Source organism: Cellulomonas humilata (assembly GCF_030814415.1).
Taxonomy (GTDB): Bacteria; Actinomycetota; Actinomycetes; order Actinomycetales; family Cellulomonadaceae; genus Cellulomonas; species Cellulomonas humilata_A.
Genome location: NZ_JAUSVB010000003.1, coordinates 597783 through 611879 on the forward strand (window position 1 = coordinate 597783; position 14097 = coordinate 611879).

Consider the following 14097-nt stretch of genomic DNA (forward strand, 5'->3'; position numbering starts at 1 on the left):
GCCCCCGTCGAGAGGACAGCCTGTGACAGGCAACGCGACGTTCCGCCACCGAGACGTCGCGCTCCTGGCCGTCGTCGGCATCGAGGCGCCGGTCGTGGTGCCCTCGACGGTGTTCGACGAGCGACTGGCGCCCACCCTGACGCGTCTGCGCCTCCCGCAGGGCCTGCTGTCCCGGGTGGCCGGCGTGCACGAGCGTCGCTGGTGGGACGAGGAGATGACGTTCGACGACGCGGCCACCGCGGCCGGGGCGAAGGCGCTGGCCGAGGCCGGGATCGACGCGGGCGACGTCGGGCTGCTCATCAACACGTCCGTGACCAGGACGTTCCTCGAGCCGTCGGTCGCCTCCCGCATCCACTCCGGCCTGTCCCTGCCGTCGAGCGCGCTCGGCTTCGACCTGACCAACGCGTGCCTCGGCTTCGTCAACGGCATGACGCTCGCGGCGCAGCTGATCGACTCGGGGCAGATCCGGTACGCCGTCATCGTCAACGGCGAGGACCCGCGCCCGACGCAGGAGACCACGCTGGACCGGCTGACCTCGCCGGAGACCACCCGCGAGCAGTTCCTCGAGGAGTTCGCGACCCTCACGCTCGGTGCGGGCGCCGCCGCCGCCGTCCTCGGCCCCGCGCACCAGCATCCGGGGGCCCACCGCTTGGTCGGTGGGGTCGCCCGCTCGGCCACGCAGCACCACGAGCTGTGCGTGGGAGGCGTCGAGGGCATGAAGACGGATCCCGCGGGGCTCCTCGCCGGCGGCCTCGAGCTGGTGGTCGACGCCTGGAACGAGGCGCAGCCGGAGTGGGACTGGGCGGGCGTCGACCGGATCGTCACGCACCAGGTCTCGTCCGTGCACACCCGCTCGATCGTGGAGGCGCTGGGCCTGGACGTCGACAAGGTGCCGACGACCTTCCCGCGCTGGGGCAACGTCGGGCCGGCCGCGCTGCCGATGACCCTGGCGGACCAGGCGGACTCGCTGCGCACCGGCGACCGCGTGCTGTGCATGGGCGTCGGCTCCGGTCTGCACACCGCGATGGCCGAGATCGTCTGGTGACCGCGGCGTCGCGCCCGCCCGTCGACGTGTTCGCGGCCGGCGAGATCGACCCGCGCTGGTCGCGGACGGTCGAGGTGGGACCGCGGTCGTGGCACCTGCTCGACAACGGGCCGACGCTCGAGGCCGAGCCCGTCGGCACCCTGCTGTGCGTGCACGGCAACCCGACGTGGTCGTTCCTGTGGCGCCGCCTCGTCGCGGCGGGCGCCCGCGAGACGCGTCCGTGGCGCGTGATCGCCGTCGACCAGCTCGAGATGGGGTTCTCCGAGCGGACGGGGGAGCAGCACCGCCTGGCCGACCGCGTCGCCGACCTCGGTGCGCTGACCGAGCACCTCGGGCTCGTCGGGCCCGTCGTCACGGTCGGGCACGACTGGGGCGGGCTCGTGAGCCTCGGCTGGGCGCTCGACCACCCGGACCAGCTGGCCGGCGTCGTGCTCACCAACACGGCCGTCCACCACGAGGTCGACGACGCCATGCCGGCCGCGCTGCGCGTGGCGACGGCCCGCGGCGTCCTGCCGGTGGGCACGGTCACCACGCCCGCGTTCCTCGAGACCACGCTCGCGCTCGCGCACCCCCGCCTGGACCCGGTGGTCGCCGACGGCTTCCGCGCGCCGTACCACACGGCCGACCGCCGGGCCGGGATCGGTGGGTTCGTCGCCGACATCCCCGCCACCGCCGACCATCCGAGCCGGCCGGAGCTCGACCGGATCGCCGCCGGGGTTCGAGGTCTCGACGTGCCGGCCCTGCTGCTCTGGGGTCCTCGCGACCCGGTGTTCTCCGCGCGCTACCTGCGGGACCTGCGCGAGCGGCTGCCGCACGCGGACGTGCACCGCTTCGAGGGCGCCGGCCACCTGGTGGTCGAGGACGAGGACGTCGCCGGGGCGGTCCTGCGCTGGCTGGACGGTCGCGACGTCCCGGAGCCGTCCGCGGTGTCCGACGAGCCGTACCGCGCCCTCGGCGCCACCCTGGACGAGCGGGCCGACGACGACGGCACCGCGTTGATCGAGCTGGCGGGCCCGAGGTCGCGCCGGGTGTCGTGGGCGGCGCTCGCAGCCCGGACCGATCAGCTGGCCCGCGGCCTCGCGGCGAGCGGCGTCCGGCCGGGGGACCGGGTCGCCCTCCTGGTGCCGCCAGGGGCGGATCTCACCGCCGTGCTCTATGCGTGCCTGCGGCTCGGAGCGGTCGTCGTCGTCGCCGACGCGGGCCTCGGTGTCCAAGGGCTCACCCGGGCGGTGCGCGCAGCCGATCCGACGGTCGTCATCGGGATCGAGCGGGCGCTGGTGGCCGCGCGGTGGCTGCGCTGGGCGCCGACGCTGGTCAGCGCCGGGCCCCTGCGCGCGGGGGTGGCCCGCACCCTGCGCGTCGACGCGTCGCTGGACGACCTCGCCGCCCTTGGCCGCGCCTCCACCGACGACCTCCCGTGGCCCGATCCCGACGCCGACGCGGCGGTCCTGTTCACCTCCGGCTCGACCGGTCCGGCCAAGGGCGTCGTCTACACGCACCGCCAGCTGGCCGCGATGCGCGACGCGGTCGCCCGCACGTACGACATCGGCCCGGACAGCCCGCTCGTCGCGGCCTTCGCGCCGTTCGTCCTGCTCGGCCCCGCGCTGGGCGCGACGAGCGCGAGCCCGGACATGGATGTCACCGCGCCCGGCACCCTCACGGCTCACGCGCTGGCCGAAGCCGTCCGGGCGGTCGACGCGGCGGTCGTCTTCGCGTCACCCGCCGCGCTGCGGTCCGTCGTCCGCACCACCGACGGGTCAGAGCTCGCGGCGCTCGCGGGCGTCCGCCTGTTCCTCTCGGCCGGCGCACCGGTCGGTGTCGACCTGCTCGAGGCCGCGGCGACGCTGATGCCCGCCGCCGAGGCGCACACGCCCTACGGGATGACCGAGGCGCTCGTCGTCGCCGACGTGTCGCTCGACGAGCTCCGGGCCGTCGGCACCGGCGACGGCGTCTGCGTCGGGAAGCCCGTCGCCGGGGTGCGGGTCGCGCTCAGCGCGCTCGACGAAGACGGCGAGCCGACCGGGGCACCCCAGGACCTCCCCGGCATCACGGGCGAGGTGCTCGTGGCCGCGCCGCACGTCAAGGAGCGGTACGACGGGCTCTGGCTCACGCAGCAGGCGTCGACCCGGGACGCCGGCTGGCACCGGACCGGCGACGTCGGGCACCTCGACGACGACGGTCGGCTGTGGATCGAGGGCAGGCTCGCGCACGTGCTGGTGACCGCCGACGGCGTGCGCACCCCGGTCGGGCTGGAGCAGCGGGCGCAGACCGTCGACTCCGTCGTGTCAGCGGCGGTGGTCGGGGTGGGGCCGCGCGGCGCGCAGCAGGTCGTCGTCGTCGTCCAGCCCGAGGTGTACTCGCACGGACCCGTGGTCGCGGAACCCGGCCTGGCCGCTGCGGTCCGCGCCGCGCTGGACGGCACCACCGTCGCCGCTGTGCTGGTGGTGGAGCAGCTGCCGACCGACGTCCGGCACAGCTCGAAGGTCGACCGGTCCCGCGTCGCGGCGTGGGCGGAGCGCGTGCTGGCGGGAGAGCGGGCGCGCCTGTGACCCGCGTGCTGGTCACGGGCGCGAGCGGCATGCTCGGCCGTGGGGTCGCCGAGCGGCTCGTCGCGGACGGCCACGACGTCCGCACCCTGCAGCGCAGCCCGTCGCGCGTCGCCGGGGTGCAGGACGTCGCCGGGTCGGTCACCGACCCGGACACCGTGCGGTCCGCCGTGCGGGACCGGGAGGCGGTCGTGCACCTGGCGGCCAAGGTGACGATCACCGGACCGTTCGCGCAGTTCGAGGAGGTCAACGTCGGTGGGACCCGGCTGCTGCTCGACGAGGCGCGCGCGGCGGGCGTCGGACCGTTCGTGCACGTCTCGTCGCCGTCCGTCGCGCACCAGGGTCGCTCCTTGACGGGTGCGGGTGCCGGTCCCGCCGACCCGGAGCACGCGCGCGGGCACTACGCGCGGACCAAGGCCGCCGCCGAGCTCCTCGCGCTCGCGGCGCACGAACCCGACGGCCTGCGCGTGATCGTCGTCCGACCGCACGTCGTGTGGGGTCCGGGCGACACCCAGCTGGTCGGCCGGATCGTGGACCGGGCGCGCGCGGGCCGGCTGCCGGTGCTGGGCGACGGTGCCGCGCTCATCGACACGACCTACATCGACAACGCCGTGGACGCCCTGGTCGCGGCCCTGCACGCCGACGCGGCCGTCTACGGGGAGCCGTACGTGGTCACCAACGGGGAACCGCGTCCGGTCGTCGAGCTGCTCGCGGGCATCTGCGCCGCCAGCGGGGTGCCGATGCCCCGACGGCACGTCCCCGCGGTCCTCGCCCGTGGTGCGGGGTCGCTCCTGGACGCCGCCTGGCGCACGCTCCCGCTGCCGGGGGAGCCTCCGCTGACCCGGTTCGTCGCCGAGCAGCTCTCGACCGCGCACTGGTTCGACCAGCGCAGGACCCGCGAGGCGCTCGGCTGGACGCCCCGGGTCGGGCTGGACGAGGGGCTGGCCCGGCTGGCGACGTGGACAGCGCGACAGGCGTCCGCGACCGCTCCCTAGACTCGGCGGGTGACTGATCTCGACAACGGCATCCTGCCGCTGCGCCCGGACCTCGTCGGACTCGAGCCCTACGGCGCCCCGCAGCTGGACGTGCCGCACCTGCTCAACGTCAACGAGAACCCGTACGCGCCGGCGCCGGATGTCGTCGCCGACATCGCGGACGCCGTCGCGCAGGCCGCCGCAGGGCTGAACCGGTACCCCGACCGCGACTTCGAGGCCCTGCGCGCCGACCTCGCCGGCTACCTGCGGGTGGAGTCCGGCGTCGAGCTGGCGACAGAGCAGGTCTGGGCCGCCAACGGCTCGAACGAGATCATGCTGCACGTCCTGCAGGCGTTCGGCGGTCCGGGTCGCACGGTGCTGTCCTTCGCCCCCACGTACTCGATGTACCCCGAGTACGCCCGCGACACGTTCACGGGGTGGGTCGCGGGCCGTCGGGAGGCGGACTTCGGTCTCGACCCCGACGTCGCCCGGGCCGCGATCGCCGAGCACACGCCCTCGGTCGTGCTCCTGGCCAGCCCCAACAACCCGACGGGGACGGCGCTGCCGGCCGAGACGGTTCTCGCGGTGCTCGACGCGGCGGCGCAGGTGCCGGGCGGCTGCGTGGTCGTCGTCGACGAGGCCTACGGCGAGTTCCGCCGCGCCGGCGTGCCGTCCGCCCTCGAGCTGCTGCCCGACCACCCGCACCTCGCGGTCAGCCGGACCATGTCGAAGGCGTTCGGCCTGGCCGGTGCTCGCGTCGGCTACCTGGCCGCGGCGCCGGCCCTGGTCGACGCACTCCGCGTGGTCCGGCTGCCGTACCACCTGTCGGCCGTGACCCAGGCGGTCGCCCGCGCGGCGCTCCGGCACGCGCCCGCGCTGATGGCCCAGATCGGGTCCCTGCGCGAGGAGCGCGACGCCCTCGTGGTCTGGTTGCGGGAGCGCGGCCTGACGGTCGCGGAGTCCGACGCGAACTTCGTGCTGTTCGGCCTGTTCGACGACCGCCACGCGATCTGGCAGGGTCTGCTCGACCGCGGGGTCCTGATCCGCGAGGTCGGACCGGACGGTTGGCTGCGGGTGTCGGTCGGCACACCGCAGGACATGACGGCGTTCACGGACGCCCTGAGCGAGGTGGCAGGACTGTGAGCCCCAAGAACACCGGGCGTACCGCTCGGATCGAGCGCGCGACGAGCGAGTCGAGCGTGCTGGTCGAGCTCGACCTCGACGGCACCGGCCGCACGGACATCTCGACCACCGTGCCGTTCTACGACCACATGCTCACGGCCCTGGGCAAGCACTCGCTCATCGACCTCACGGTCAAGGCCACGGGCGACACCCACATCGACGCGCACCACACCGTCGAGGACGTCGCGATCACGATCGGTGAGGCGCTGCGCGAGGCGCTGGGCGACAAGCGCGGCATCTCGCGGTTCGGCGACGCCACGGTGCCGCTCGACGAGGCGCTCGCCCAAGCGGTCGTCGACGTGTCCGGCCGCCCCTACCTGGTGCACACCGGCGAGCCTCCCGGTCAGGAGTACCACCTGATCGGGGGCCACTTCACGGGCTCGCTCACCCGGCACGTGCTCGAGTCCATCGCGCACCACGCCGCGTTCAGCATCCACGTCCGCGTGCTCGCCGGCCGGGACCCGCACCACATCGTCGAGGCGCAGTTCAAGGCGCTCGCCCGGGCGTTGCGGTTCGCCGTCGCGCTCGACCCGCGGGTGGACGGGATCCCGTCGACCAAGGGGGCGCTGTGAGCGACGACCTGCCCGACGACTTCGAGGTCCCCGACGACCTCTCCTCGCTCCTGGACGGACCGGCGGAGGACCCGTCGGTCGTCCTGGTGATCACGCAGGTGGCCGCGCCGGCACCGCTCGCGGCCGCGTGCGCGATCGCGAAGGTCGAGGTCGACGTCGTGCCGACGTCGATCGGCGCCATCGCCGCGCTGCGGGACCCGCGCGCGGCTGCCGACGGTGCCGCGGCGATCTCGAAGCTGCTGCGAGCCGTCCCGGTGATCCTGCTGGAGCGGCGCGAGGGGCAGATCACCGCGTCGCGCTGGGCCAACGGGGAGCGCGACGGTGACCTTCCCGCCGGGCTGGTGCTGTCCGACGCGCCGCCGGTCCTGGAGGACCTGCTCCTGGGCTCCGTGCAGGCGGGAGAGGTCGAGGGCGTTGTCACGAGCGTCGGCATGTCCCGGTGGCAGGCCATGCGCACGATCGCGAGCTCGGCGAAGCGCAAGTAGGCGGTTGTAGCGGTAAAGACGGAATCGTTTCGTCGCTCGCCGCCCGCCTGGGCCGGTGGTTGCATCGCGGACATGACCCGTCGACACCGCTCCGCCGTCCTGATCGCCCTGCTCTGCTCGCTGCTCGGGATGTCGGGGGTCGCCGCCGCCCAGGTCGCGACCGCGGCACCCGTGCTCTGCGAGCAGTGGGGGAGCGCCCCGATCCAGGGCGGCCGGTACACGGTCATGAACAACCGCTGGGGCACCAGCGCCACGCAGTGCATCGACGTCTCGTCCACCGGCTTCACCGTCACGCGGGCCGACGGCTCGGCGGCGACCAACGGCGCGCCCAAGTCCTACCCCGCGGCGTACTACGGCTGCCACTACTCCAGCTGCACCACCAACGGGAACATCCTCAGCCCCAACGGCCTGCAGGCGTCCGACCCCCGGTTCGCGACGATCTCGACCAGCGTGAGCATGACCTACCCGAGCAGCGGGACGTACGACGCCGCGTACGACATCTGGTTCCACAAGTCCCGGCCGACGACGACGACGCAGCAGAACGACGGCGCCGAGCTCATGGTCTGGCTCAACCACGCGGGCCCGATCCAGCCGATCGGCTCGAAGATCGGCACCGCGAGCATCGCCGGCGCGACGTGGGACGTCTGGTCCGGGAACAGCGGCTGGAACGTCATCTCCTACGTCCGCCAGACGCCGACGGCCTCGGCGACGTTCCTGGTCAACGACTTCTGGAAGGACGTCGTCAGCCGCGGGCTCGGCTCCACCAGCTGGTACCTGACGAGCATCCAGGCGGGCTTCGAGCCGTGGATCGGCGGCACCGGCCTGACGCTGAACAGCTTCTCGGTGACCACGGACGGCACGCAGCCGACCCAGACGCCGACCCCGACCCCGACGCGGACGAGCACCCCGACGCCGACGCCCACGTCGAACCCCACCTCGGGCCCGGCCGGCTGCACGGCGACCCTCGCCGTCACCGGGTCGTGGCAGGGCGGCTTCCAGGGCGCGGTGACCGTGAAGAACACGGGCTCGTCGATGCTGAGCCGCTGGTCGGTCGGCTGGACGTTCCCGTCCGGTCAGACCATCAACAGCCTCTGGAACGGGGTCGCGTCGCAGAGCGGGTCGGCGGTCACGGTGGCCAACGCGCCGTACAACGGGCTCCTCGGAGCGGGTGCGTCGACGAGCTTCGGGTTCGTGGGCAACGGCTCCGCGCCGGGGTCGCCGACCCTGACGTGCACCGCATCCTGACCCTCAGCCACCTCGTCTCGCGGACCGGCACCCGTGCGTGCCGGTCCGCGGCCGCGGGTACCGTGGCCCGGTGCCTGCTCAGCCCCTCGTCGTCGTGCTCGACCACGGCGCCGACGACCACGCAACGCTGGCCCAGGCGCTGACCGACGCCGGTGCGCGGGTCGTCGTCACCGCCGACAAGCGGACCGCCCTCGTCGCCGACGGCCTGGTGATCGCCGGCAGCGCTCCAGCAGCGGACGTGATGCCCGCCCTGCGCGCGATCGGCGCCGACCAGGTGGTCGACCGCCGGCTCGCCGGTGGCCGCGCGGTTCTTGCGATCGGCGTCGGCATGCACGTGATGTTCACCGAGGTCGTCCAGGACGGCGCGACCACCGAGGGGCTGGGGGAGTGGGCGGGCGTCGTCGACTCCGTCGGTGCAGCGCGTGGTGAGGTCGCCGTCGCGGCGTCGGAGGGGTCCGCGCTGTTCGCCGGTCTCGAGGACGCCCGCTTCGACGTTCCCCACGCGCACGCCGCCCGCACGTTCCCCCTGCTGGACGACTGGCCCGCGGACACCCGTCTCGTCGTGCCGCTCGTCGCCTGGTCGACCGGGGACGAGCGCGTCGTCGTCGCCGTCGAGAACGGCCCGCTCGTCGCCCTCCAGCTCCGTCCGGAGTCGTCCGGTGAGGCCGGCGCCACGGTGCTGGCCCGCTGGGTCTCCTCCCTGCCTTCCACAGCCCCCGAGATCACCGGAGTGACCGCATGACCGACCGCCTCGAGCTGCTGCCCGCCGTCGACGTCGCCGACGGCCAGGCCGTCCGCCTGACCCAGGGGGCCGCCGGCACCGAGACGGGCTACGGCGACCCGCTGTCCGCAGCGCTCGACTGGTACGCGGGTGGTGCGGAGTGGATCCACCTCGTCGACCTCGACGCGGCGTTCGGCCGCGGGTCCAACGCGGACCTGCTCGCCGAGGTGACCGCCGAGCTCGTCGGCAAGGGCGTCAAGGTCGAGCTGTCGGGCGGGATCCGCGACGACGCCTCCGTCGAGCGAGCGCTCGGCACGGGTGCGACGCGGATCAACCTCGGCACGGCCGCCCTGGAGAACCCGGAGTGGACCGCCCGGCTCATCGGGTCGTACGGCGAGCAGGTCGCGGTGGGCCTGGACGTGCGCGGCACGACGCTCGCCGCGCGGGGGTGGACGAAGGACGGCGGGGACCTCTGGGAGGTCCTGGCCCGGCTCGAGGACGCCGGCTGCGCCCGCTACGTCGTCACGGACGTCAACAAGGACGGCATGCTCAACGGCCCGAACGTCGAGCTGTTGCAGCAGATGTGCGCCCGCACCAGCGCTCCCGTGATCGCGTCCGGCGGCGTGTCGAGCCTGGAGGACCTGCGCGTGCTCCGGACGCTCGTGCCGCTCGGCGTCGAGGGCGCGATCGTCGGCAAGGCGCTCTACGCAGGCGCGTTCACGCTGCCCGAGGCGCTGGACGTCGCCGGCCGCCCGTGACGGGACGCGAGCTCCCGCCGTCGTCCCCGTTCGCAGGCGACGACGGCACCGCCGATCCCGCGGTCGCCGCCGCACTCGCCGCGCTCCAGGACGGCTCGGGGACGGTCGCCGCGCTGGTCGACGCGCTGGCCGGCACCCGGGTGCTCGTCCCGGTCCTCGCGGAGCTCGAGGTCGAGGACGTCGTGGTGCACGGCGGTCACGAGCACACCGTGGACAAGGAGGCGTCGGCGGGCATCGTCGCGCTCCAGGCTCCCGACGGTCGGACGGCCCTGCCGGTGTTCACGTCCGTCGCGACGATGGCCGCGTGGCGGGCGGACGCCCGGCCGGTGCCGTCCGACGTCGCACGCGCTGCGCTGTCGGCGGTGACCGAGGGCTGGGAGGTGCTCGTCGTCGATCCCGGCGGCCCCACCACGGTGCTCGTCCCGCGGCCCGCCGTCTGGGCCCTCGCGCAGCAGGAGCGATGGCGTCCCGCGGTCACCGCCGAGGGCGTCGACCCCGAGATCCGCGATGCGATCGTCGCCGCCGTGACGCCGGTGGCGGGCGTGGTGATCGTGGACGCGGTCCCCGGTACGCGCGCGGAGGTCGCAGTCGTCGTCGGGCTGGTCGGCGGCCTGGACCGGGCAGGGCTCGACGCCGTGCTGGCTCAGGTCAACGCCGCGCTGGCGGGTGCCGACCTGGTGGCGACGCGCGTCGACTCGCTCGAGCTCCGCCCGCGCGCTGCCGGCTAGCGAGCGCGGCGGGCAGAAGCCGGCCGGCTAGTGGCGCCGCTTGACCGCCCACGCCAGCGCGAACACGCTCAGGACGACCGCGCCCACCAGCTGACCGCCGAGGATGACCCGGTTGAGGTCCAGCGCCGGCTGCCAGTGAGCACCGGTCTCGTCGACGACGAAGACCCCCACGGCCTTGACGTGCACGCCGTAGCCACCGCCACCGCCGTGGCCCTCCTGGCCTCCGGAACGCGCGGGCTCGCCCTCGGCGCCGGAGGACGGGATCCCGGCCTCGCCCCCGCCCGATCCGGACCCGGTCCCGCCCCAGAGCCGCGCGACGGGGATGGCCAGGGTGCCGTTGCGTTCGTACGCCTCGCCGAAGACGCGGCGCACGGTGAACGTGTCGTTCGCCGCGTGGGTCAGGGTGGCGGGGTCGAAGTGCGGTACAGCCATGGGGTCCTCCCGGGATCGGGTCAGCCGGCGCAGGGCTCGGTGGGCGTGAACGACGCCTCGTCGTCCAGCATGGACCGCAGCGTGCTCACGGGCACCACAAAACTGTGCCCGTTCGAGTCCTTCGCGTAGACGACCCCGACCACCCGGCCGTCGCTGTCGAGCACGGCCGACCCCGAGCTGCCGTGCTCGACGGGGGCGTCGGTGACGAGTACGGCCCCCAGGTTCGCGTGGAGCGGGTCGGTCTGGAGGGCGAGCACCTGCCCGGTGGTCACGGTGAGCGCGCGCCCGAGCGGGTACCCGACCACCGTGACCACGTCACCGATGGCAGGGTCGGCCGCCGCGAGCTCGGGTGCGGCCGGCAGCGCGTCGTCGGTGCGCACGATCGCCAGGTCGGCCAGACCCGCCGTGCTGGCCGCCGCGGCGGCGATGTCCCGGCCGTCGTAGGTGCTGAGCTGGAGCGTCGACGAGTCGCTCACGACGTGCCGGTTGGTCACCAGCGTGTGGTCGTCGAGCGCGAACCCGGAGCCGGTCGACAGGGTGCCGCAGCCGATGTTGCGGATCCGCACCGCCATCCGCTGGGCCGAGTCGAAGCCGTCGGGGGACAGGTTCCCGCTCGACGTCGGCGTCTGCTGCGGCAGGTCGGTGGGGACGACGTCCGTGGGCACCGGCGCCGGCATGCCGGGCAGCGCGCTGCAGCCGCCCGTCAGGAGCAGCACGGCGGCGACGAGCACCACCGGTCCGGTGCGCACCCTCACCGTTCGAGCTCGCGCTGGAGTGCCGCGTTGGCGTCCGTCGCCTCGGCGCACACCGTCTGCACGTCGGTCGTGAAGCGCGCGAGGTCGTCCTGGTCGTACTGGTCGGAGTTCTGCAGGTAGCCGATGAGCCGCTGCTGGCCGTCCACGCAGCTGGCCAGCGCCGTGGCCACCTGACCGGCCGCCTGGGATACGCGGGACTGGTAGTCGGCCAGCTGCTGCTGCGAGGCGCTGGTGTCCCCGAGCTGCGCCTTCTCGTCGGCCAGCTGCGTGATCCGCTCCTGCGCCGTCGCCAGCTGGGCCGTCGTGGCGTCGAGCTCCGCCTGCGTCGCGGCGAGGTCGGCCTGCGATGCCGCCAGCTCCTCGCCCGTGGAGCGCGCGAGCGTCTCCCACTCCTGCGTGGAGTCCTGCCACGCCTCGTTCGTCGTGAGCATGCGGCCCAGGACGAGTCCTGCGCCGACGAGGGTGGCGACGAGCAGGACGGTGAGCACGATCGTGGCGGTACCCGGTCGGCGCCGGCGATCCTGCGGGGGCTCCGTCGGCTCCGTCGGCGCGGGGGGCAGTGCGGGAGGGAGCGCAGGCTGGACCGCGGTCGCGCCCGGGTACCACGATGCGGCGGCCGGTGCGGGTGGGCTCACGCGCGTGATCTCGGTCACCGGCGGCTCCGCGCGGGAGGGCGGGACGTCGCGTGGGTGCGGCTCGTCGGGCTGCATCGGCCCAGGATACGAGGCACGTCTGTGCGTTCCGGCGCGGTGTGTGCGCCCTCCGGCCCCGGTGCTCGGGTGAGAAATCAGTGCGGAGGCACACAGGGGCAGCGGTGACAATCGTCGGATGCCCTCGACGACCTACGGAGCTGTGCTGCGCCTGCCCGGCGTGGCGCGCCTCTTCGTCGTCTCCTTCCTCGCCCGGATCCCCGCCGCGATGGTGGGTGTCGTCCTGACCCTGCACGTCGTGTCGACGCTCGACCGCGGCTACGGCCAGGCGGGTGTCGTCGTGGGGGCTGCCACGATCGGCATGGCCCTCGGTGCGCCCTGGCGGGGGCGCCTGGTCGACAAGCTCGGGCTCCGGCGCGCGATCGCGCCCTCGGTCGTCGTCGAGTCGGCTGTGTGGCTGCTCGCGCCCCACCTCACCTACGAGCTGCTCATCGTCGCCGCCGTCGTCGCCGGGCTGTTCCTCGTCCCGGTCTTCTCCGTCAGCCGGCAGTCGCTCTCGGTCCTCGTCCCGCTCGCGCACCAGAAGGCCGCGTTCTCCCTGGACTCGGTCGCCGTCGAGCTGACGTTCATGCTCTCGCCGGTGGTCGGGGTGCTGCTGGCCACGCAGGCGTCGACCTCGGTCGCGCTCACGGTCGTCGGTGCGCTGACGGTCGCCGGCGGCGTGCTCCTCATGTGGGCGAACCCGCCGACCCGGAGCGCGCGCTCCACCACCGAACCGGTCGCGGAGCCTCCCAGGCAGCGGCTGATCAGCCCCGCGCTCGTGGTCCTGCTGCTCGCGGGGGTGGCGGCGTCGTTCGTCCTCGTCGGGACGGACGTGTCCCTCGTCGCGACGCTGAACGACTCCGGCCGCTCGGCCGACGTCGGCTGGATGATCGCGCTGTGGGCGGGCGGGTCGGTCATCGGGGGACTGGTCCACGGGGCCAGCCACCGCAACCCGTCACCGCTGCTGCTCGTCGCCCTGCTGGCGCTCGCCACCGTCCCTGCGGCGTTCGCGAGCGGCCAGGTGTGGCTCGCCGTCGCGGTCGTCGTGGCGGGGCTGCCGTGCGCGCCGGCGCTCTCCTCCATCAACGCGACGCTCGTCCGACTGGTACCGGAGCACCGGCGAGGCGAGGTCATGGGGTGGAGCGGCACGATGTCGACGGTCGGCAACGCGCTCGGAGCCCCGTTGTGCGGTGCGGTGATCGACCGCGCGACGCCCGGAGCGGGCTTCATGACGGCCGCGGTGGTCGGCGGCGGGCTGGCCGTCGTCGGGCTCGTCGTGCTCGCGCTGGGCCGCGGTCGTGGGCGGGTCGCTGCCGAGGTCGTCGAGGCGCGTCCCGCACCGCGGCACGTGCCGACGGTGCGTGCGGTCCGCCGACGCGGTGCCGCGCCGACCCGACGCGTCCGGGTCAGACGACCGAGCCGGTGAACTTCTCGCCCGGTCCGTCCCCGGGGGCGTCGGGGAAGGGCGAGGCCTCCCGGAACGCGAGCTGGAGCGAGCGCAGCCCGTCCCGCAGCGAGCGGGCGTGCTGGTTGCCGATGTCGGGGGCCGAGGCCGTGACCAGCGCGGCGAGCGCGGTGATGAGCTTGCGGGCCTCGTCGAGGTCCAGGAAGTCGGCGCCGGCGCCGGTCGGCCCGTCCTCGGCGAGCCCGCACTTCACCGCCGCGGCGCTCATCAGGTGGACGGCGGCGGTCGTGATGACCTCGACGGCGGCGACGTCCGCGATGTCGCGGGTGGCGGTCGTGGTGGGGTCGGTGCCCGGGCTGGTCTCGCTCATGCGCCGATCCTCTCACCGGCCGGCGAGCGCTCCGGCGCCGATTCGGGTTGTCGGGTCTCCTCTGGTAACCTAGGCAGTCGACTGACCTGGGTTGTGCTGTGCCGATCTCGAGAGAGACCCGGCGCACGTGGCCCAGGCGCACAAGTGGAGTTCCTCCCACCTGGGCCTCGACTGTTCGGTGCGTTGG

The 14097-nt window shown here is 74.3% G+C and carries 15 protein-coding genes; 11 read left to right on the plus strand and 4 right to left on the minus strand.

The annotated features are described in order from the left end of the window. Positions 1–22: 22 nt before the first annotated feature. The 10 genes from J2X26_RS13810 to J2X26_RS13855 all read left to right on the plus strand — a co-directional run bounded on the left by J2X26_RS13810 (position 23) and on the right by J2X26_RS13855 (position 10256). Entirely contained in the window at positions 23–1045 is a 1023-nt protein-coding gene (locus J2X26_RS13810) for a 3-oxoacyl-ACP synthase III (protein ID WP_307493091.1), read from the plus strand. Continuing rightward, complete coding sequence (locus J2X26_RS13815) at positions 1042–3594, plus strand: alpha/beta fold hydrolase (protein ID WP_307493093.1); 2553 nt, start codon at positions 1042–1044, stop codon at positions 3592–3594. Before J2X26_RS13810 ends, J2X26_RS13815 begins: the two co-directional genes overlap by 4 nt. Next, positions 3591–4586 (plus strand): NAD-dependent epimerase/dehydratase family protein, encoded by a 996-nt coding sequence (locus J2X26_RS13820; protein WP_307493095.1) that lies wholly within the window; start codon positions 3591–3593, stop codon positions 4584–4586. The genes J2X26_RS13815 and J2X26_RS13820 overlap by 4 nt, the downstream gene beginning before the upstream one ends. A 9-nt stretch (positions 4587–4595) precedes the next feature. Further along, positions 4596–5708, plus strand: a complete 1113-nt coding sequence (locus J2X26_RS13825) for a histidinol-phosphate transaminase (RefSeq protein WP_307493097.1) — start codon at positions 4596–4598, stop codon at positions 5706–5708. Continuing rightward, a complete protein-coding gene (hisB, locus tag J2X26_RS13830; protein WP_307493099.1) occupies positions 5705–6319 on the plus strand; it encodes an imidazoleglycerol-phosphate dehydratase HisB in 615 nt (204 codons plus the stop codon). Before J2X26_RS13825 ends, hisB begins: the two co-directional genes overlap by 4 nt. Next, on the plus strand, positions 6316–6804 hold the full coding sequence (locus J2X26_RS13835) for a hypothetical protein (protein ID WP_307493100.1): 489 nt from the start codon (positions 6316–6318) through the stop codon (positions 6802–6804). Before hisB ends, J2X26_RS13835 begins: the two co-directional genes overlap by 4 nt. A 72-nt stretch (positions 6805–6876) precedes the next feature. Beyond that, complete coding sequence (locus J2X26_RS13840; protein WP_307493102.1) at positions 6877–8049, plus strand: GH12 family glycosyl hydrolase domain-containing protein; 1173 nt, start codon at positions 6877–6879, stop codon at positions 8047–8049. A gap of 70 nt (positions 8050–8119) precedes the next feature. Continuing rightward, entirely contained in the window at positions 8120–8791 is a 672-nt protein-coding gene (locus J2X26_RS13845; RefSeq protein ID WP_307493104.1) for an imidazole glycerol phosphate synthase subunit HisH, read from the plus strand. Beyond that, positions 8788–9528, plus strand: a complete 741-nt coding sequence (priA, locus tag J2X26_RS13850) for a bifunctional 1-(5-phosphoribosyl)-5-((5-phosphoribosylamino)methylideneamino)imidazole-4-carboxamide isomerase/phosphoribosylanthranilate isomerase PriA (RefSeq protein WP_307493106.1) — start codon at positions 8788–8790, stop codon at positions 9526–9528. Before J2X26_RS13845 ends, priA begins: the two co-directional genes overlap by 4 nt. Then, entirely contained in the window at positions 9525–10256 is a 732-nt protein-coding gene (locus J2X26_RS13855) for an SseB family protein (protein WP_307493108.1), read from the plus strand. The genes priA and J2X26_RS13855 overlap by 4 nt, the downstream gene beginning before the upstream one ends. Before the next feature lie 27 nt (positions 10257–10283). On the opposite strand, the gene J2X26_RS13860 is transcribed toward J2X26_RS13855, so the two are convergent. The 3 genes from J2X26_RS13860 to J2X26_RS13870 are packed head-to-tail and all read right to left on the minus strand — an operon-like array spanning position 10284 to position 12153. Continuing rightward, positions 10284–10688 carry a spore germination protein GerW family protein gene (locus J2X26_RS13860; RefSeq protein WP_307493110.1) on the minus strand — a complete coding sequence of 135 codons (405 nt, stop codon included), beginning with the start codon at positions 10686–10688 and terminating at the stop codon, positions 10284–10286. 20 nt (positions 10689–10708) lie between these two features. Beyond that, complete coding sequence (locus J2X26_RS13865; protein WP_307493112.1) at positions 10709–11443, minus strand: S1 family peptidase; 735 nt, start codon at positions 11441–11443, stop codon at positions 10709–10711. Then, a complete protein-coding gene (locus tag J2X26_RS13870) occupies positions 11440–12153 on the minus strand; it encodes a hypothetical protein (RefSeq protein WP_307493114.1) in 714 nt (237 codons plus the stop codon). The genes J2X26_RS13865 and J2X26_RS13870 overlap by 4 nt, the downstream gene beginning before the upstream one ends. A gap of 118 nt (positions 12154–12271) precedes the next feature. Here J2X26_RS13870 and J2X26_RS13875 point away from each other — a divergent pair, with 118 nt between their 5' ends. Continuing rightward, positions 12272–13561, plus strand: a complete 1290-nt coding sequence (locus J2X26_RS13875) for an MFS transporter (RefSeq protein ID WP_307493116.1) — start codon at positions 12272–12274, stop codon at positions 13559–13561. Here the strand turns inward: J2X26_RS13875 and J2X26_RS13880 are convergent. Next, the gene (locus tag J2X26_RS13880; RefSeq protein WP_055921878.1) at positions 13542–13910 is read right to left on the minus strand and encodes a DUF1844 domain-containing protein; all 369 of its coding nucleotides are present in this window, start codon (positions 13908–13910) and stop codon (positions 13542–13544) included. The genes J2X26_RS13875 and J2X26_RS13880 overlap by 20 nt on opposite strands. Between the last annotated feature and the right edge of the window lie 187 nt (positions 13911–14097).

Coding starts and splice junctions, on each gene's coding strand:
- priA (WP_307493106.1), top strand. CDS start 8,788: ATGACCGACCGCCTCGAGCTGCTGCCCGCCGTCGACGTCGCCGACGGC.
- J2X26_RS13860 (WP_307493110.1), bottom strand. CDS start 10,688: ATGGCTGTACCGCACTTCGACCCCGCCACCCTGACCCACGCGGCGAAC.
- J2X26_RS13875 (WP_307493116.1), top strand. CDS start 12,272: ATGCCCTCGACGACCTACGGAGCTGTGCTGCGCCTGCCCGGCGTGGCG.
- J2X26_RS13840 (WP_307493102.1), top strand. CDS start 6,877: ATGACCCGTCGACACCGCTCCGCCGTCCTGATCGCCCTGCTCTGCTCG.
- J2X26_RS13870 (WP_307493114.1), bottom strand. CDS start 12,153: ATGCAGCCCGACGAGCCGCACCCACGCGACGTCCCGCCCTCCCGCGCG.
- J2X26_RS13880 (WP_055921878.1), bottom strand. CDS start 13,910: ATGAGCGAGACCAGCCCGGGCACCGACCCCACCACGACCGCCACCCGC.